Below are 19,341 nucleotides of genomic sequence, written 5' to 3' on the forward strand. Positions count from 1 at the left end.
TCTATATATTAACCGGGCTTGAGCCCGAATTTTTGTCTTTTAAAAAGGAAATCCGCCTTTTCCTTTTCTTAACTTTTTGAATTGGGCTTTTTTCTCAAGCGTACCCATTTTTTTAAACATCTTCTGCATCTGGCTAAACTGGTTGAGCAGTTTGTTCACATCCTGGACACTGGTTCCGCTGCCCGTTGCTATTCTGCGCCTTCTGCTGCTGTTAATTATCGAGGGATCCTGTTTCTCTTTTTTTGTCATCGAATCTACAATCGCTTCGACCTTTCTGAAATTGTCTTCATTAAGAGACAGCTGCTTGACTTCCTTCGGAATATTTGCCGCTCCGGGAAGCATTCCGAGAATATCTTCCAGAGAACCCATGTTACGCAGCTGTCCCAGCTGTTCCTTGAAGTCATCCAGGGTGAACTGCTGTTTACGTAATTTCTGCTCCATTTCTTTTGCTTTTTCCCGATCTATTACCGATTCTGCCTTTTCAATGAGGGATAAAACATCGCCCATGCCCAATATTCGTGAAGCCATCCGGTCTGGGTGAAATGGCTCAAGCGCTTCAGTTTTTTCACCGACTCCGATAAACTTGATTGGACAGCCGGTTACAGCCCTTACAGACAACGCTGCGCCCCCACGGGTATCACCATCAAGCTTGGTCAAAATCACACCGCTCAGACCAACAGCGTTGTTAAAAGCAGCAGCAGCGTTAACAGCATCCTGCCCGGTCATTGCATCAATTATCAGCAATACTTCATCCGGGTGGACACTATCTTTGATTGCCCCTATCTCGGCCATCATCTCTTCGTCTATGTGCAGGCGGCCCGCAGTATCAAAAATAACTGCGTCATAACCATCTCGTTCTGCCAGCTTCAGGCCATCGCGGCAGATCTTTACCGGATCACTGTCGGGTACGCTGAAAAAACCTTCTCCTGCTGCCTTGGTTAATACTTCAAGCTGTTTGACTGCGCCTGGACGATATACGTCTGCCGCAACCAGCAGCGGTCGCCTTCCGCTTCGCCTCAGGTGTGCTGCCAGCTTAACTGCCGTGGTAGTTTTCCCTGAGCCCTGCAGACCTACCAGCATAATTTTTGCCGGAGCCTTGCCGCCCGGAGACAACCCTTCTTGTTTTTCTCCCATCAGCCTGGTCAGTTCTTCGTTTACTATTTTCACTACCTGCTGACCTGGAGTGAGACTGTTCATAACTTCCTGTCCCAACGATCTTTCTCTAACCGCGGCAACAAAATCCTTAACCACTTTAAAATTAACATCTGCCTCCAGCAGCGCAAGCCTGATTTCACGCATTGCCAGATCGACATCTTTTTCACCGAGTTTTCCCTTCCCGCGAAGTTGTCGAAGCGTGCTCTGCAATTTTTCAGCAAGGCTGGCAAACATCAATCAATTCACTCCTATTGTTCTGTGCTCTTACGCAATCTATTTATAATCTGACGAAGCAGTTGAATTTCCGGGGAAGATAATTCATTTTTCACTAAAAGTTTTTCTGCTTCCGCCAACAGATCCTGTTGGTGATTAAACAATTTATATAAACCAAGTTTCGACTCAAGCTTTTCAATGGTATTAAGCGCACGCTGGATCAGATCATGAATAGCCTGACGGCTGATGCCGTCTTCTTCTGCTATTTCAGCTAATGAGTAATTTTCACTGAAATATAACTGGATAATTTCCCTCTGCCTTTCCGTTAAAAGGGGGGCATAAATGTCATAAAGCAGGTTAATTCTGTTCAGCTTCTCAAGCATCTGCACCTCTGTAAAGCAATATTCCTTTACAGGGAAAGTATAACAAAAAAAAATAACAAATGCAAACTAGAGAAGCGCATTAATAAATTCTCCGGGATCAAAGGGAACAATATCCTCTATTGCCTCACCGGTGCCGATATAGCGAACAGGTATCTTTAACTCGCGTTGAATACCGATTACAATACCGCCACGGGCGGTCCCATCCAGTTTTGTCAGAATTAAACCTGTAAGGGGCAGTATTTCGTTAAAACTTCTGGCTTGTGCCAGTGCATTATTACCGGTTGTTGCATCAATAACCAGCATTATCTCGTGCGGAGCTCCCTCACAGTTTCTGCTTATAACACGATAGATTTTATTTAATTCTTCCATCAGGTTGCTCTTATTATGCAGTCGACCGGCCGTGTCACCGATCACAATATCAATATTTCTCGCCCGGGCTGCATTCATGGCATCAAAAAAAAGAGCTGAAGGATCAGAGCCCGACTGCTGCTTGATGATATTAACACCGGCAAGTTCAGCCCATATTTCAAGTTGTTCCACAGCAGCTGCCCTGAAAGTATCACCGGCAACCAGTAACACTTTCTGATCAGAACGCTTATATAGTGCGGCTAGTTTTGCAGCAGATGTTGTTTTACCCGACCCGTTAACCCCGACCAGTAAAATAACATAGGGAGTTGCCAACTGCTCAGGCTTTATCACTTCAAAATCCATCAGTTTAACCAGCATGGTTTTAAGGAGTTCTCTTACTTTCGACCGTTCATTAATCTTAAGCGATTTAGCCTCTTCTCGTAAGTTTTCAACAAGCATGATAGTGGTTTGAATCCCCACATCGCCTGCAATCAGAGCCTCTTCAAGTTCCTCATAGAATGATTCATCAAGCTCGCCACCGCTAAATATGCTGTTCAGACGGCTGAGGAAACCTGTTTTACTTCGGGATAAACCTTTTTTGAACTGATCACCTAAGAGCATAAAATTATCTAGTCCCTTCTGCCCTGACCTGATGATCGAGCTTTAACGAGATTAACTTGGATACACCAGGCTCAGGCATTGTAACACCATAGAGCACTTCAGCTTCTTCCATGGTTCTTTTGCGGTGAGTTATCAGGATAAACTGCGCATCCTCTGATGATTGCTTCAAAAACTTTGTGAACCTTGTCAGGTTAGCATCATCAAGCATCGATTCTACTTCGTCCAGCAGGTAAAAAGGAGCCGGTTTAAAGCGTAGTATGGCAAAAACCAGGGCAATGGCCGTAAGAACTTTTTCCCCGGCAGATAATAAATTAATATTCTGTAGTTTCTTGCCGGGTGGCTGGGCGATAATATCAATACCCGAATCAAGAATATGGTCCTGATCGGTTAATCTTAGTAAAACCTGCCCCCCTTCAAAAAGTTCCACAAAGGTTTGTTCAAAGTTTTCATTAATCTGCTCAAAAGATTTTTTAAAATAGAATTCCATCCGCTGGTCTATTTCTGCCAAAACTTTCTGTAGAGAAGCTTCTCCCCGATGTAGATCATCTTTCTGCTCGGTTAAGAAGTTTATTCTATCTTCCAACCTGGCCAGTTCCTCGATAGCTCCGAGATTAACTTCTCCGAGTGCCTCAATATCTTCTTTCAGATTCTCCACGGTAAACTGGCTTTCCTCGGGATCATAATTTTCATCTGTCCGGACCAGATCCAGAGTATTAAACAGCTCTCGAAATCGCATCTCCTGGTAGCTTATCTCCGTTTGCAACCGAGTCTGCTCTACGGTCAGCTGTTTTTCTCGTTTTTCCTGTCGTCCAACCTGACTTTGTTTTCTGCGGCCCTGTTCTTCCAGATCAACAAGTGCAGCCTCAAGCTCTGTTACCAGGCGGTTTTTTTCTTCATATTTGCCTATCAAGCGGGCTTTCTCTGAAGTAATCGTTTCCAATTCTGCTTTTAAATTTAATTGTATTTCCCTGTTCTTTTCCAGTTCTGCTTTATATCTTTCAAGCTCTTTTTCTCTCTCAGTTTTTTCAATAGCCGGTTTTTGAATACTATTATCAATATTTTCCAGCCGCTCCAAAAGGGAATCCCGCTGTTCCCGGTATGAACTTATTTTTACCAACACTTCAGTTATTTTCTGTTCGAGGATTTTCTTCTCTTCCTGATAAGCCTTATATTGCTCCCTGGTTCCTGATAACCTGTTTTCCAGTTCTGTAATATCAACAGTGGACTTTTCGATCTCCTTACGTAGTTCATCCAGGCGACCGGTAATTTCTTTTTCCTCCGCAATCAGATCCGCATTAGCTCTCTCAGAGGCTTTCAGGCGGCTTTCGGTCAGTCCAATCTCACTTTGCAGCTGGTTTAATTCTTTCTCCACACCTGCGTATAAATCAGACAATCTTTTTTTGTTTTCTGCTGCTCCGGTCAGCCGCTGACGGCACTCATCCAACCGCTTTTTCAGCTGTTCAAGGTCAGTCAGAACTGTCTCTAATTCTTTTTCTTTTGCCCGTTGTTCCCGTTGGAGTGATTCGATCTCTTTACGGCGGCCCAGAGGCATACCGGCATTACGCCTGGGTAAACTGCCCCCTCGCATGATTCCTCCGGGGTTGATCATCTCTCCATCAAGGGTAACAACCCGGCAGCTGTGTTCAACAAAACGCGCTGCTGCAGAGGCAGACTTGAGATCCCGGCAAACTATTACCGTTGACATCAGGTAATCAATTGCCTTCCTGTAGTTTTGATCAAATTTGACCAGATCGGACGCCCGACCGATTACTCCTTCAAGCTTGTTCCACCCGGGAAAACGTTCCAAAGGATTGGCGGCCCTGTGAATTATATCCAGAGGTAAAAAGGTTGCCCAGCCCCGATTCCCTTCTTTTAGGTAACGAATTGCCTCGTGTACCGCTTTTTCATTCCGGGCGACCAGATACTGGAGACTGCCGCCCAACGCTGTTTCAATCGCCTGAACATGCTCGTCTTCGACAGAAATCAGATCGGCTACTGGACCGACTATGCCGGATAGCGTTGACCCGGCTTGCATAATTTCTTTAACGCCCCTGTAATATCCGGATAATGCCGATTCCTGTTCTTCAAGAAGATTTAACCTGCTTTTCAATCCATGCAGTTCTTCTTTTTTCCCGGAAGCTGTTTCACCAAGTTTCTCCAGCTTGAGCTTAATTTGTTCTTCTTCTTTAAGTTGTTCAAGTTCGTACTTTTCGGCAGCTGTACGTTCTTCATTCAGTTTTGCGATGTTTAAAATTACTTCCTTCTTCGTATTTTCAAGCTTCTCTAAAATGCTGTTTAATTCTGCCTGATCTTTCTTCAGGGTTTCTTTCTGAATATTGATCTTGCCCAGGCGCCGTTTCAACTCTTCAATTGTCGACTTTGCCGCTTCTTTGCTGGCACCGGAAAGATAAATTTTTTCTCTTAACCTATCCACTTCTCCCGGTAAAGCGCTGCTTTCCAGATCTTTCATTTCTGCACGCAGCTTTTCAAGCTCAATATCAAGATCTGCCAGAAGTTCTTTCTTCTCCTCCAGGTCCTCTCCGGCTTTAACTTTCTGTGACGACAGTTCATCCATCAGGATATCCAGCTGCCCGATCCGTTGATTATTCTGTTCTATCTGTTCTTCAAAGCGGCTTTTACGCTCCAACTGCAGACGTAATTCACCTTCCTGGTACTCAAGGGTACTGGACTTTTTGGACATATTTTGTTCCAGTTCTCTTTTTAATCTCTGTTCTTCCTGCAGTTTAAATTTCAGATCCTGAACTTCTTTTTCGTATAAACCGCCCCGGGCGGCAGCAGTAAGTAGTGCATCGTTGACAGCCTGCAGCTGGCGGTTAACTTTGCCGAGCTGTTCACGGGAATTATACAGATGATAGGATAGCAGCTTTTTTTCTTCAGTATCGATCTGTTCCTTGATAGCTCTATAACGGCGTGTTACCTCTGCCTGTTCCTGAAGCGGTTCAATCTGGGTTTCCAACTCAAAAATTAAATCCTGCACCCTGACCAGATTTTCACGGGTTTCATCGAGACGTCTGCCCGCCTCTTTTTTCCTCAGCTTATATTTAAAAATACCGGCAGCCTCTTCAAAGATCTCTCTTCTCTCCTCAGGGCGGCTGTTGATAATCTCCTCTACCCGTCCCTGTCCAATAACAGAATAGATATCTTTACCGAGTCCGGTATCCATGAACATTTCTGTTATATCTTTTAGCCTGCAGGGAGATTTATTTATATAATATTCGCTATCTCCGCTGCGAAAAAGGCGTCTTGTAATTGTCACTTCGTCATATTCGATGTTCAGGAAGGAAGCTGCATCGGCAAAGGTTAAAGATACTTCAGCAAAGTTCAGGGCTTTTCTTTTTTCACTGCCTGAAAAAATCACTTCTTCCATTTTTGAGCCTCGAAGAGATTTAACACTCTGTTCTCCCAGTGCCCAGCGAACCGCATCGACCAGGTTACTTTTGCCGCACCCATTGGGTCCGATCACCGCTGCAATACCGGGGCTCAAGTCAAGCTCCGATTTCTCTGCAAACGATTTAAAACCAAATAATTCGAGCTTCTTTAAATACACCGGCAGGGCTCCTAATTAAAGATTCATGGGGCAAAGGATAAATCCCCTGCCCCGAAATTTTACATCCAACTTCACCTGGATTCGACGGTGAATTTTATAGCAGTTCTCTCTTGTTCGTTAACTAAAATTTCAACAAATGATGGTATGAAAATCAGGTTGATTCCATTAGGCGCTACATAACCCCTGGCAACGGCAATGGCTTTAATTGCTTGGTTTACCGCCCCTGCTCCGATTGCCTGCAGTTCAACAACCCCTTCGGTTCTTATAACCGCCGCCAGGGCTCCAGCCAGAGCCTTGGTTTTGGAATGAGCCGAAACTTTTAAAGTTTCCATTGACCTTTATGCTCCTCCCGTAATCAAATACGAACCAGGGTTTGCTCCATCTAAGGTGAAAGCTTGTTCCAGGCTTCTTTTGCAGCTGCCTGCTCAGCCTCCTTTTTGCTGCGTCCCCACCCGCTGCCTATAGCCTCTGAATCAAGTGCCACTTCCGCTTCGAACATCTTGTCGTGGTCGGGTCCGCTTTCATTTACGATATGATATGCAGGAGTTACAGAATAACGGGCTTGTGAATACTCCTGCAGCAATGTTTTATAGTCTCTCCGGAGAATACCCTCACGAAGTTCAAGCATAACAGGTTCATACAACTCCAGGATATATTTTTTGCATTTTTCCAATCCCAAATCAAGATAAAGGGCTCCAAAAAGAGCTTCCACCGTGTCTGCAAGCATGGAAGGCCGGGTTAAACCTCCCCCCATTACTTCACCTTTACCAAGACGGACATATTTCGCCAGGCCAAGTTTGAAAGCCAGTCTGGCCAAGGATGCTTCGCAAACCAGGTCTGCACGAAGCTTGGTGAGCTTCCCTTCGGGTAATTTCGGATGAGTAAAAAATAGATGATCGCTGATTACCAGTTCCAGAACAGCATCTCCAAGAAATTCGAGCCGTTCATTGTGTACTCTCCTGTGTCCTCGTTCGTGTGCAAAAGAGCTGTGAGTCAGAGCCTGTTCATATAATCTGATATCATCTACACCCCACCCCAGGTTTTCGATTAATTGCTGCACTTTATCAGACCAAGGCATGACTGGCTCCCTTCCCGTTTAAATCATTGTTGATAACGCTTGACTGCTAATGTTGCATTAGTTCCACCAAAGCCGAAAGAATTTGAAATGGCCAGATCAACTTTACTTTTTCTGGCTTCGTTTGGCACATAATCAAGGTCGCATTCTGGATCGGGAAATTCGTAATTAATTGTTGGATGGATGATCTGGTTTTTCATGATCAGCAGGGTAGCTATTAGCTCTATACCGCCGGCAGCGCCAAGCAGATGACCGGTCATTGACTTGGTTGAACTGATAGCCAGCTTATAGGCGTGTTCACCAAAAACTTTCTTGATAGCCATCGTTTCAATCTTATCGTTAAACTCGGTCGAGGTGCCGTGAGCATTAATATAATCTACTTCTGAAGGCTCTGCAGCTGCCGATTTCAATGCTCGCTGCATACATAAAAATGCACCCCTACCATCCGGATCAGGGGCAGTCATATGATAAGCATCACCTGACATGCCGTAACCGACTATCTCTCCGTATATTTCAGCTCCTCTTGCCAGAGCATGATCCAGGGTTTCAATAACAACTACACCGGCTCCTTCGCCCATAACAAAACCATCCCTTTTAAGATCAAAGGGGCGGGAAGCTTTTTCAGGTTCTTCATTTCGTGTGGAGAGGGCCCGGGCTGCAGAAAACCCGGAAAATGCCAGATGGCTAATCGCTGCTTCTGCTCCTCCTGCCAGCATTATTTCGGCATCGCCTCGCTTAACAATATGCCAGGCGTCACCGACTGCATGGGTTGAAGTTGCACAAGCAGTAACAACCGTTGAATTGGGTCCACGAAGACCCAACATAATTGATATAAAACCCGAAGCCATATTGGCTATCAGGTCGGGTACCAGGTAAGGGCTGACCCTGCGGGGCCCTTTCTGATCAAGTATCCTTAACTGTTCCTCTATCGTCTGGATACCGCCGATGCCGGAGCCGACCAGTACGCCAATTTCATCTTTATTTAAATCCAAAAGGTCTAAACCGGCATCTTTCCAGGCATTTAAAGCAGCTGCGACACCAAGCTGGGTAAAACGATCTACCTTTTTGGTATCACGTTTTTCCATGTATACAGTAGGGTCAAAGTTCTTGATTTCACCGGCAATTCGGCAGGGGTACAGGCTTACATCGAAGCTTTCCACTGCAGAAATCCCACTTTTTGCATTAGCAAGATTGTCCCAGAATATTTCTTTGTCGGAACCAATCGGTGAAATAACTCCAACCCCGGTAATTACAACTCTGCGCACGACTTCACCTCAAAAGCTTATACTTTCGATTCGATATATTTAACAATATCACCGATGGTCTTTATATTCTCAATTTCCTGATCGGAGATTTCCATATCGAATTCTTCTTCCAAAGCCATAACTAATTCTACAATATCCAATGAGTCCGCATCGATATCTTCAAAAGTTGTTTCCATCGAAAGTTTATCAGCAGCAACTTCAAGCTGATCGGCAACAATATCTTTCACTTTTGCTTCTACGCTCACCGAAACACCTCCTCTCACTGTTACTAATTTATCATAGAGACAGTAAGATGTCACATTGACAAATTGCCGTCTACTGCAATAACCTGTCCTGTTACATAAGCGGCAGAAGATGCAAGAAAGAGAATAACATCGGCTACATCTTCAGGCTTTCCAAACCGCCCCAGGGCAATTCTCGATAAAATCTGTTCTTTAACCTGTTCACCGAGAACCTCTGTCATTTCTGTTTCGATAAATCCCGGAGCTACTGCATTAACGGTTATCTGACGGGAGCCGAGCTCCTTTGCTATTGTTTTGGTCAGGGCAATTACTCCACCTTTCGATGCCGCATAATTGGCCTGTCCGCTGTTACCGTGTATACCTGCTACCGAAGCTACATTAATAATTCTACCTCCGCTTTTCTGTTTAAGCATAGGTTTTACAACAGCCCGGCAGCAATTAAAAACTCCGGTCAGGTTAGTTTCGATCACTTCCTGCCAATCTTCGTCTTTCATCCGGACTAAAAGATTATCACGGGTAATTCCGGCATTATTAATTAGTATATCAATTCTCTTAAAATGATCAATAGCACTCTGGATCAAGGCCTCACACTGTCCATAATCGGCAACATCCGCTTTGCAGATTACTGCACTTCCACCAAAATCATCAATTTGTTTTTTTACCTCATTCGCTCTATTTTCGCTCCGTGAATAATTAATGACAACGGAAGCCCCTGCCCTGGCCAGGGCGATGGCTGTTGCCTTTCCGATACCACTGGAGGCACCGGTGACAACCGCAACTTTTCCAACCAAATTCATAAAACTCACCTCTTCAAATCCAGATTCCAAGCCTTCAAAAACTCAATAAGTTAATAAGCTAGTTCGCAGAGTACTTTCTTTGCTGACAGCCTCCACTGTTTCAACCGAATATGTGTTGAGATGGGGAGCGATTCTTTTCATCAGCCTGCTAAGGGAGCTGCCGGGGCCGACGCAGATAAAATTATTAATCCCGAAGTCGATCATTTTTCGGACTGATTGTTCCCACAGAATCGGACTGCTGACCTGCCTGATAAGATTTTCTTTGATCCGGCCCGGATCTTCCTCAAATCCGGCAGTTATGTTAAAAACAACCGGAACAGCAGGTTCATTTATTTTTATTCTGTCAATTTCAGCAGATAATTTTGATTCAACCGGTTCAAGAAGTTTACAGTGAAAAGGAGCGCTCACTTTCAGTTCTGATAGCTTCTTTGCCCCTGTTTCACGGGCTATTTCAGCTGCATAATCTACTGCTTCAACAGTTCCGGATATAACAATCTGTCCCGGACAGTTATAGTTTGCAGCCGTGACCAGCCCTTTTGAGCTTGCTTCACAGCAAATTTTTTCTACTTCATTATGGGAAAGCCCCATAAGGGCCATCATTTTACCCTGCCCGACGGGAACAGCTTCCTGCATGAACAGCCCCCGTTTCTGAACAAGGGGCAGTGCCTCTTCAAACAACATTGCTTCAGCAGCTACGAGCGCGCTGTATTCGCCCAAACTCAGACCAGCCATGCCTTCTGCCTTATAACCAAGTTTTTGAAGCACTCGATAAATAGCGGTGCTTACAGTCAGGATTGCCGGCTGTGTATACTCTGTCAGCTGCAGTTTTTCTTCAGGTCCGTTAAATATTATATCTATAAATCCGGCACCGAATACCTTTCCGGCTGTATCGAATATTTCCTTTGCTTCAGGATAGCTTTCATAAAAATCGCAGCCCATTCCGGGAAACTGTGCTCCCTGTCCGGGAAAAAGAAATCCTATTTTATCAGTCATTAAAAAACTCTCCCTGGTTGTTTATTTTACCACTTCAACAGAATACCGCCCCAGGTTAATCCTGCTCCGAAAGCAACCATAGCTATCAGATCTCCTTCTTTTAACCTCCCGGAAATTACCTCCTCATGCATCGCAATCGGAATAGTTGCTGATGACATATTTCCATAGAGATCGATGTTTACCGGTACCTTCTCCCTGGGCAGCTTCAATCGCTTGCGGATATGTTCGATAATTCTAAGGTTTGCCTGATGCAGAAAAAGATAATCCAATGCATCGGGCTGTAAATTCTCCTGCTCAAAGAGTTCCATCAAGACATCCTCAACAGCCCTTGTGGCAAACTTGAAAACTTCATTACCGTTCATTTTTATCGTATGTAAATTACTTTCTACAGTCTCCCGGCTGGCCGGCAAAGCGCTGCCCCCGGCAGGAACGATTAATAGATCGGCACCTCTTCCATCTGCTTTGAGCGAAATATTCAGGATTCCCCGATCTTCTTCCGACGCCTGTAAAACAACAGCTCCGGCACCATCGCCAAAAAGCACACAGGTGCTGCGGTCATCCCAGTTTGTTACACGGGTTAAAACTTCCACTCCGATTACAAGTGCATTTTTATAAACTTCATTGCGAATAAACTGCTGGGCAACAGCAAGGGCGTATACAAAACCTGTACATCCGGCGGATATATCCATCGCGGCCGCCTGATATGCCTGCAGCCTGTCCTGAAGCATGCAGGAGCTTGACGGTGTAGGATAGTCGGGCGTCACCGTGGCAACCAGAATTAAATCGATCTCTTCTGCTGTGAGACAAGCATTTTTCAGAGCTTCTTTTGCAGCTTTTTCCGAAAGATCCACACTGGATAAACCCTCTTCCAGCTTTCTTCTCTCCCTGATTCCCGTTCTCGATACAATCCATTCATCACTTGTATCAACTATTTTTTCCAGGTCAGCATTGGTAATTACCTGTTCCGGCAACGCTGCTCCGGTTCCTGTGATTATAGCATTTTTATTTCTCTTCACACTGATCACCAATCCCAACCTGTGTCGATAATTCTTCCAATGCAGCCTGAAGCTGTTTGGTTACATTTTTTTTGACAAAGGGATATGCCTGCTTGATCAGCGCCTGTTCTATGGATCTTGCCCTGGCCGAACCGTGACATTTTATGCATAACCCTTTAACTCCCATAAGTGGCGCTCCACCATAACCGGAATCATCTATTTTGTTGCGCAGCCTCAGAAAAACCGGTTTGAGCAAAAACGCACCAATCTTAGATCGTAAATTCTTAGGTATTTCCTGCTTGAAAAAGCCCAGAATTGCCCGGGATAGCCCTTCTGAAGTCTTCAAAAAAATATTTCCGACAAAACCATCACAAATCACTACATCTGCATCACTGAAAAATACATCTGTCCCTTCTATGTTCCCGTAAAAATTTGGTAGATATTCATTAAATAATGCGTAGGCTTTTCTGACCTGGTTATTTCCCTTGTTCGCTTCCGTTCCAACATTAAAAAGGGCAACTTTTGGTTCCTGACAATTGAGGATCTGCTGGGCGTAAATACGCCCCATAAAGGCATATTGTAAAAGTTGTTCAGGACGGGCATCCATATTGGCGCCCACATCGAGAAAGAGAATCGGTGTATCGCTGAAACTGGGCATGGCTGTAAGCAGCGCCGGCCTGCTTATGCCTTTCAAACGTCCCAAAAAAAGTAGGCCGCCCGCCATAAGGGCTCCGGTATTTCCTGCGCTTAGCACCGCATCTGCTTCACTCGATCTTACCAACTGCAAAGCCTTAACCATTGAAGATTCACGTTTTTTACGTATTGACAGACCCGGATCGTCATTACCGTTAATAACTTCTTCAGCATGTAGTATTTCTACCCGATTTTTCTGATATTCAAATTTAGTCAGGGTTTTTTCGATTATCTCTTTGTGCCCTACGAGGATTATTTCAAGATCTTCCAGTATGGAAAGAGCCTTTACAGTGCCGGCAACAATCTCATCGGGGGCATGATCTCCACCCATTGCATCTACTGCTACTTTTACCATATATTGTTCACTTCCCCTGCATTTCTATCAGGATTCACATTTATATATAGATACAGTACGCCCCTTTTTGATCAAAAGGGGCGTACTGTATAAGCCAGGTTACTTAACCTTTACAGCTTCCCGGCCTTTATAATGTCCACAATTCAAACATACCCGGTGTGTCGGTTTAAGTTCGCCACAGTTGGGACAGGGAATTAATCTGGGCACAACCAGTTTATCCTGAGCTCTTCTCATGTTCTTTTTCGATTTTGAAGTTCTTCGCTTGGGGACAGCCATTCTGACTCCTCCTTCTTTAGCTCAGCTGCCTGAACTCAATTCCTTTAATTTTAGCAGCCTGACGTCAATTGAATTATCATTATCACTACACTGGCAGGTTGTCCGGTTTCGATCTACCCCACAACCGGGACAAATCCCTTTGCAATCAATTCTGCATAGCGGGTTGTATTCCTGAGCCAGAATTATCATTTGCCGGATATATTCATCAAGATATAGATAATCTCCGCTTACAGTTAACTGGTTGGCAGCCTGTTCGGCCTGGTCATCAATAGATTTATCAATTGCCGAACCTTTAATAATTGTAAAAGCCTCGGAAAAATCTGTTTTAAAAGCATAGTCAAAGGGTTCGAGACATCTCGAACAATTAGTCTTCGTTGATACTTCCATGCTGCCGCTGATTAAAATCTTTTCTCCACTGCAGACAGCACTGGCCTTGAGCAGGAGGCTGCCGCCTTCTGATAAATCCTTGAAACGGCGTGATAAATCCTCCCTAAAAAGGTAATCGACAGCTTCCCCATTTTTTGACTTGACCTCAGGCAAATAAATGTGCATGTCTCACACCTCAAAAAAACTAAAGTTATTATATAGACCAGGCTTATCTTTGTCAACAAAGATAAACAGATAAACATCTTTTGCTTCTTCTAGGAAATGATGCAGCCGAAGAGGTTAAAAGGTTACACTATCGACATCTTCGTGTTCATTGGGTCCTGTCGTCTCGGAGAAAATAATCATAATCTGGTTGGGCAAACAGACGATGCTCTCATAAGAATGCTCTATCCAACCGGTGTGGGAACAAATACCTTTGGGGCAGATATCTTTATCCATCGGGAGCATTCTAACTCTTCCATCTTCAATTTCGATCAGACCAACATTTTGGTTGTTTTCACCAAAATTCAGGGTATAGGTAAAAGAGTCACCCGGGGCAAGCGATAGCTCTGCCACCTTGTTATTTTCAACATAGATTGCCGCATACTTTCGCTCGGCAGCGCTGACATTCTGGAGGTTAAACCAGAATCCAGCCAGGCCGGTTATCAATATAACGCCGATAATAAAATAGTCAGCAATTTTTATTTTCATCTTAATCATATTTTTCACCTAAAAATGATTATACCACATTACGTAAACTTATTGGAAGTCAATTTTTCAGCACCAGGAGGGCATCAGCAACAACGACTCCAGATCCTTTTTCATACACCATCAGCGGATTGATATCCATTTCCGCGATTTCATCCTCCAGATCAACAGCCAAACGGGAAACGGTAACCAGTACTGAAACAATAGCATCCAGGTCAGCTTCTGCCCTGCCTCTCGTTCCATATAAGATGGCACTGCCTTTTAATTCATTAATCATTTCTCTCGCATCTTTTTCACTTAACGGGGCTAAACGCGTGGAAACATCTTTCAGAACTTCTACAAAGACACCACCGAGACCGAGCAGGACAGCCGGACCGAAAACCGGATCATTTTTTATGCCGACGATCATCTCCTGCCCAGGATTAAGCATTTCCTGAACAAGAATTCCCTCAATGGAAGCATCAGGATTATGTTTTCGTGCATTTTCCATTACCCGGTTATAGTTGCTGACCAGTTCTTCCTCGTTGCTAATATTTAATACCACACAACCGATATCACTTTTATGGAGTATCTGTGGTGATATAACCTTCAATACAAGTGGATAACCGATCGATTTTGCAGCTTTAACAGCTTCTTGCGGGTCAGCGGCCAGTATTTCCCTTGTAACCGGAATATCATAAGCCTTGAGGATTTTTTTGGCCTGCCACTCAGCAATCGATTGGCTGTGATGCGATAAATTATCTCCGATAATCTTTTTTGCCTTTGCTTTACTAATAGTTGTTTCAGTCGCAGGAAATATCATAGTTTCTTCAGTTTTTCTGACCCAGTCAGCCAGGGCACTGATGGCCCATAGACCGCTCGGGATATGCTCTATAACCGGTATACCGGCCATGACAAGGCTGTTTTTGGCCTCCAGTGCATAATCCTGCCCGGTTGGCCAGGTAAATACAACCAGCGGTTTGTCAATTTCATTGTAGACTTCAATTATCTTCTTCCCCGCTTCAGGATCGGGCATTTCAAGATTATAAAAGAAACCGCCGACATCAACGCCTGGATCCTGCATAACCAGACGTAAAGCTTTCTGGAATAACCCGGTGTCGATAAAAAGCTGTGAGGTCAAATCCACCGGGTTGACCACAGAACCAAAAGAAGGGAAAAATTCACGGAGCTTAAGTTGTGTTTCACCCGATAACCTGACCACTTCAAGGCCATATTCGGGACACTTGTCCGCCACTACAACCCCTCCGCCACCTGAAATGGTAATTACAGCCATTCTTTTTCCGGCTGGCATGCGGCCGGAAGCTTTCAGGGCAATCAGGGCATTCATCTGTTCAACATCTTCAGCCCTCGGAACTCCGTACTGCCTGAAAACTCCTTCATAGATAAGGTCCTCTCCGACTAATGCTCCTGTGTGAGATGCGGCTGCTGCAGCACCGGTGGGCGTCTTGCCGACTTTCAACATCGTTACCATTTTTTTCCTTTCAAGTGCTTTTCGGCAGGCTTCGACGAAAAGCTTTCCATCTCCCTGGAGCCCTTCCAGGTAACCGGCAATTATGGATACTTCATCGCGATCTACAAGGTAATTTAATATCTCAGCGAACGATACATCAGCTTCATTGCCCGTGCTGACAAAATAATTGAAACCGATCGATAACTGGACAATCATTTGGTATATTATGCCCCCCAGCCCACCACTCTGGGTAATAAAGGACAGCATTTCCGGGTGAATTAAATCATTACGCTCCTGGTTGTAAAAGAAGCTGGCCATATTGCCGTTATAATAATTTAATATACCCAGGCAATTCGGCCCCAGGATACGCATTCCACTTCTTTTGGCAAGTTTTCGCATCTCAGTTTGCTGCTCCCGACCTTCACTGCCGATTTCAGCAAATCCGGATGTAAATACTATGGCAGCCTTTACTTTTTTTTCAGCACACTCTTCCAAAACTTCCATTGTCCGGACGGCTGGAACTCCGATGATCGCCAAATCTACAGGTTCTTTTATCTTCCTTACAGACGGGTAGCATTTTAAACCGCCAACCCGATCATATTTGGGATTTACCGGATAAACATCCCCGAGGTAGCCGAACATACTTAACAGATAGAGAGGAATTCCGTTAGGTTTCAGCGGATTTTGACTGGCTCCAAGAACTGCGATTGACTCTGGATAAAAGAATGCTTCCAGATCGCTTGGACTATCTATTCCCAATTTCTGCAGCTGTTGCTTACCCAACAATAATTCCTCCTTCGCATAGTCGGCTGAAATATCTAAATCTATTTTTACCTATCAATATTTTACATGATCAATTACTAAATGGGTATACTTTTTTAAGATACATTAATAACAATGGCTGCTTCTGTTATAAGATCTCCTTTGATCTCTTATGTTATAATTGAATAGATTGTTATGGTGCTTATAAAGTCGAGGAGGTTTCAGAATAATTGGCAGAAAAAAAGGTTCCGATTGAACAAAAAAATATTAAAACAAAAAATAAAAAAACAAGTAAAAGACGCAGTATATTAAAAATTACGCTGCTGGTTTTACTATTACTTTTTCTGGCTGGCGGGGCCGTAACCGCTAAGATTGTATCCGATTATGTGAATGAAGCTCCACCTTTTGATCCTTCAAAGCTGGAAACAGTTGAAACATCTTATCTCTATGACAGCAATGGCGAAGAAGTAACCGCTTTGCATGAAGAACAGAACAGGATTGCAGTTAGCCTGGATGAGATCCCGATGCACGTCCAGAACGCCTTTATCGCCATTGAAGATGAACGTTTTGACAAACACTTCGGTTTCGATATTATCGGCAGTATAAGGGCAGCTTACACCAATTTACGGGCCGGCGGCATTGTTCAGGGTGCGAGTACAATTTCACAACAGCTGGCACAAAATGCCTTCCTTACTACTGAAACAAGTTATAAAAGAAAGATCCAGGAAATCTGGCTTTCCATTCAGCTGGAAAGAAATTTTACCAAGGATGAGATTCTTGAACTTTACCTGAACAGGGTCTATTTCGGTAACGGCGCTTACGGAGTTGAAGCAGCCGCTCAAACCTATTTTGGTAAGAGTATAAATGAGCTTAACCTGGCAGAAGGTGCAATGATTGCCGGAGCAGTCCGCTCGCCAAATTTTTATAATCCAATTGACAATGAACCTGAAGCAATCGGTAGAATGAGGTTAGTCCTCTCAAACATGCTCAGGTTGGAGATGATATCAGAAGCTGAATATGAACAGGCGATAAATCGTCAGATGATCTATTCAGAACCACCAAGCCTAGATTATCCTTACCCCCATTATGTGGATTACGTCGTACACCATGAGTTGATCAGGATTCTGAGCGCTATCCCTGAAATCGGATCCCGCTCGGAAGCCTACAGGGCAATTTATACAGGTGGGCTAAGGGTCTATACTGCTCTCGATCCTGAAATGCAGTTACATGTTGAAGATGTTCTCTCCAGGGAAGATCTTTATCCGTCAACAGCATATTACGATATGCCCCTGGTAAGAGAAGCAGTCGCTGAAATACCCGCCAATCGCGACTTAACACGGGCACAGCTTCAGGAACTGGTTATAGAAGAAGGCGGCGTCGCCCAACCACAGGGTGCGATAGTACTGGCTGACCCGACCAACGGCAAGCTGCTTGCACTCGGCGGTGGCCGGGATTATCTGAAAAACGTAAACGAAGTACTCAGGTTCAATACCCTCCGCCAACCGGGGTCGGCAATTAAGCCAATTATCACCTATGCCCCGGCTTTCGAGGAAGGTGTTCTCGCCGGCGCTGGTTCAACATTGGATGATTCGCCTTATATCAACCCACGGGGCAACTGGTTCCCTGAAAACTTCGATTTCCGTTTCAGGGGAATGATTACTGCCAGGCAAGCACTCTACTTTTCTTATAATATACCGGCCATACGCGCTTTTGAGGCGCTGGGCCCCCGGGTTGGCGCCGGTTATGCCCAACGTATGGGCATTTCTACTCTCCACCCCGATGAGGTGGATAATTTAAGCTTGACACTGGGCGGCCTGACCTACGGGGTCAGCGCCATTGATATGGCCCAGGCATACAGTGTTCTGGCTAACAACGGAGTAAAGATTGATCTTCATGCAGTGGAGAAAATTGTCGACCGGGAGGGTAATATTCTTTATGAATATATCTCTGATCCCAGGCAAATTATCAGCCCGCAATCCGCTTTTCTTGTCAGTGATATTCTTCAGGATTTTGTGACCAAGTACCTTGGGCGGGCGCTTCAGATTGACCGCCCTGTGGCAGCTAAGACAGGGACGACAGAAAACTGGAAAGATGTATACCTGGTTGCCTATACTCCAAATATCGTAGCCTCATTCTGGATGGGCTATGATGAACCGAAAATGGGCAGCATCCAGCAGGGGTGGCGCTATTCAACAGCATTTTTACGTGAAGTTTTTTTAGAAGTTTTTGAAGATCTCGAGGTTACAGAATTTGAGAGACCAGATGGTATAGTATCGGTATCTGTCTGCAATAAATCAGGTTTGCGCCCAAACGAGTGGTGTCAGGCTGTTGGAACTGTTATATCTGACTACTTCATTGAGGGCCAGGTTCCGGTTGGCACATGCGATATGCATCTAGGCGGCTTCTATAACCGTCCTCCCTACATAATCACCGATGACCGCTGGTCTTCGAGAGGAGGCCTGGGAAGAGGACCTGAAGATGCTCTTGAAATGCAACCGGGAAGTCCTTTTGGAGATATGGGCGAACAACCGGGTTCAACAACCACTGAATTTTCATTCTTCAGAGCTTATGTCGTTGCAGACGGAGTTACCTTACAGTGGCAGTATAACGGGCCGGAAGTAAGGGCTTTCGAACTACGCAGAAGTGCACACGGCCTGTCTGACGATGGATTTGCCGTTGAACTGGATAGCAATACCCGGCAATATTCAGATACAGCAACCGAAGCAAATACTTTTTATACCTACACAGTTGCCGCAATCATGCCTGACGGCTCCGTATCCGATCCTGCCACAGTTACAGTTAGCACCATGGTTGAACCCGCTGGTGGAATATTACCCCAACAACCTACAGAGGGTTCATTGGTTATTGTCCCCGATGTAGTTGGTTCATTCCAGGCAATTGCTGAAATGCGGTTATCGAGAGCTGGACTCAGGGTAGGCATGGTTAGTGAACAGTTCAGCGACTCGGTTCCGAGGGGTCATGTTATGCGGCAGGTTCCCGAGGCTGGTTCTACCCTGGTCAGGGGTAGTGAAGTAGGTTTGATAATTTCGAGGGGTGTCGAATCAAGGCAATAAAT

The 19,341-nt window shown here is 44.8% G+C and carries 17 protein-coding genes; 1 reads left to right on the top strand and 16 read right to left on the bottom strand.

The window, feature by feature from the left end; translation table 11 throughout:
• Positions 1-39 precede the first annotated feature (39 nt).
• From ffh to SCJ97_07660, 16 genes are all read right to left on the bottom strand, one after another.
• On the bottom strand, positions 40-1,392 hold the full coding sequence (gene ffh, locus SCJ97_07585) for a signal recognition particle protein (GenBank protein ID MDW7739900.1): 1,353 nt from the start codon (positions 1,390-1,392) through the stop codon (positions 40-42).
• A gap of 11 nt (positions 1,393-1,403) precedes the next feature.
• Positions 1,404-1,751 (bottom strand): YlxM family DNA-binding protein, encoded by a 348-nt coding sequence (locus tag SCJ97_07590; protein ID MDW7739901.1) that lies wholly within the window; start codon positions 1,749-1,751, stop codon positions 1,404-1,406.
• Positions 1,752-1,817: 66 nt separating this feature from the next.
• Positions 1,818-2,720: a signal recognition particle-docking protein FtsY gene (gene ftsY, locus SCJ97_07595; GenBank protein ID MDW7739902.1), complete on the bottom strand. Its 903-nt coding sequence runs from the start codon at positions 2,718-2,720 to the stop codon at positions 1,818-1,820.
• A 4-nt stretch (positions 2,721-2,724) separates the two neighbouring features.
• Complete coding sequence (gene smc / locus SCJ97_07600; protein MDW7739903.1) at positions 2,725-6,288, bottom strand: chromosome segregation protein SMC; 3,564 nt, start codon at positions 6,286-6,288, stop codon at positions 2,725-2,727.
• Positions 6,289-6,359: 71 nt separating this feature from the next.
• Complete coding sequence (locus SCJ97_07605; protein ID MDW7739904.1) at positions 6,360-6,620, bottom strand: stage V sporulation protein S; 261 nt, start codon at positions 6,618-6,620, stop codon at positions 6,360-6,362.
• A 50-nt stretch (positions 6,621-6,670) separates the two neighbouring features.
• Entirely contained in the window at positions 6,671-7,366 is a 696-nt protein-coding gene (gene rnc / locus SCJ97_07610; GenBank protein MDW7739905.1) for a ribonuclease III, read from the bottom strand.
• Positions 7,367-7,389: 23 nt separating this feature from the next.
• Complete coding sequence (gene fabF / locus SCJ97_07615; protein MDW7739906.1) at positions 7,390-8,628, bottom strand: beta-ketoacyl-ACP synthase II; 1,239 nt, start codon at positions 8,626-8,628, stop codon at positions 7,390-7,392.
• Positions 8,629-8,645: 17 nt separating this feature from the next.
• Positions 8,646-8,873 carry an acyl carrier protein gene (gene acpP, locus SCJ97_07620; GenBank protein MDW7739907.1) on the bottom strand — a complete coding sequence of 76 codons (228 nt, stop codon included), beginning with the start codon at positions 8,871-8,873 and terminating at the stop codon, positions 8,646-8,648.
• Positions 8,874-8,923: 50 nt separating this feature from the next.
• Positions 8,924-9,667, bottom strand: a complete 744-nt coding sequence (fabG, locus tag SCJ97_07625) for a 3-oxoacyl-[acyl-carrier-protein] reductase (GenBank protein MDW7739908.1) — start codon at positions 9,665-9,667, stop codon at positions 8,924-8,926.
• A gap of 42 nt (positions 9,668-9,709) precedes the next feature.
• Complete coding sequence (gene fabD, locus SCJ97_07630; protein MDW7739909.1) at positions 9,710-10,660, bottom strand: ACP S-malonyltransferase; 951 nt, start codon at positions 10,658-10,660, stop codon at positions 9,710-9,712.
• 26 nt (positions 10,661-10,686) lie between these two features.
• A complete protein-coding gene (locus SCJ97_07635) occupies positions 10,687-11,685 on the bottom strand; it encodes a beta-ketoacyl-ACP synthase III (GenBank protein ID MDW7739910.1) in 999 nt (332 codons plus the stop codon).
• Positions 11,663-12,703: a phosphate acyltransferase PlsX gene (plsX, locus tag SCJ97_07640; protein ID MDW7739911.1), complete on the bottom strand. Its 1,041-nt coding sequence runs from the start codon at positions 12,701-12,703 to the stop codon at positions 11,663-11,665. Before plsX ends, SCJ97_07635 begins: the two co-directional genes overlap by 23 nt.
• 99 nt (positions 12,704-12,802) lie before the next feature.
• Positions 12,803-12,979: a 50S ribosomal protein L32 gene (gene rpmF, locus SCJ97_07645; protein MDW7739912.1), complete on the bottom strand. Its 177-nt coding sequence runs from the start codon at positions 12,977-12,979 to the stop codon at positions 12,803-12,805.
• A 21-nt stretch (positions 12,980-13,000) separates the two neighbouring features.
• On the bottom strand, positions 13,001-13,531 hold the full coding sequence (locus tag SCJ97_07650; GenBank protein ID MDW7739913.1) for a DUF177 domain-containing protein: 531 nt from the start codon (positions 13,529-13,531) through the stop codon (positions 13,001-13,003).
• 114 nt (positions 13,532-13,645) lie between these two features.
• Positions 13,646-14,065 carry a NusG domain II-containing protein gene (locus tag SCJ97_07655; protein MDW7739914.1) on the bottom strand — a complete coding sequence of 140 codons (420 nt, stop codon included), beginning with the start codon at positions 14,063-14,065 and terminating at the stop codon, positions 13,646-13,648.
• A 49-nt stretch (positions 14,066-14,114) separates the two neighbouring features.
• Complete coding sequence (locus SCJ97_07660) at positions 14,115-16,286, bottom strand: acetate--CoA ligase family protein (GenBank protein MDW7739915.1); 2,172 nt, start codon at positions 16,284-16,286, stop codon at positions 14,115-14,117.
• A gap of 209 nt (positions 16,287-16,495) precedes the next feature.
• Between SCJ97_07660 and SCJ97_07665 the strand changes: the two genes are divergently transcribed.
• Positions 16,496-19,339: a PBP1A family penicillin-binding protein gene (locus SCJ97_07665; protein MDW7739916.1), complete on the top strand. Its 2,844-nt coding sequence runs from the start codon at positions 16,496-16,498 to the stop codon at positions 19,337-19,339.
• Positions 19,340-19,341: the final 2 nt, after the last annotated feature.

This window comes from Bacillota bacterium, from assembly GCA_033549065.1.
Lineage (GTDB): Bacteria > Bacillota > Dethiobacteria > DTU022 > DTU022 > JAWSUE01.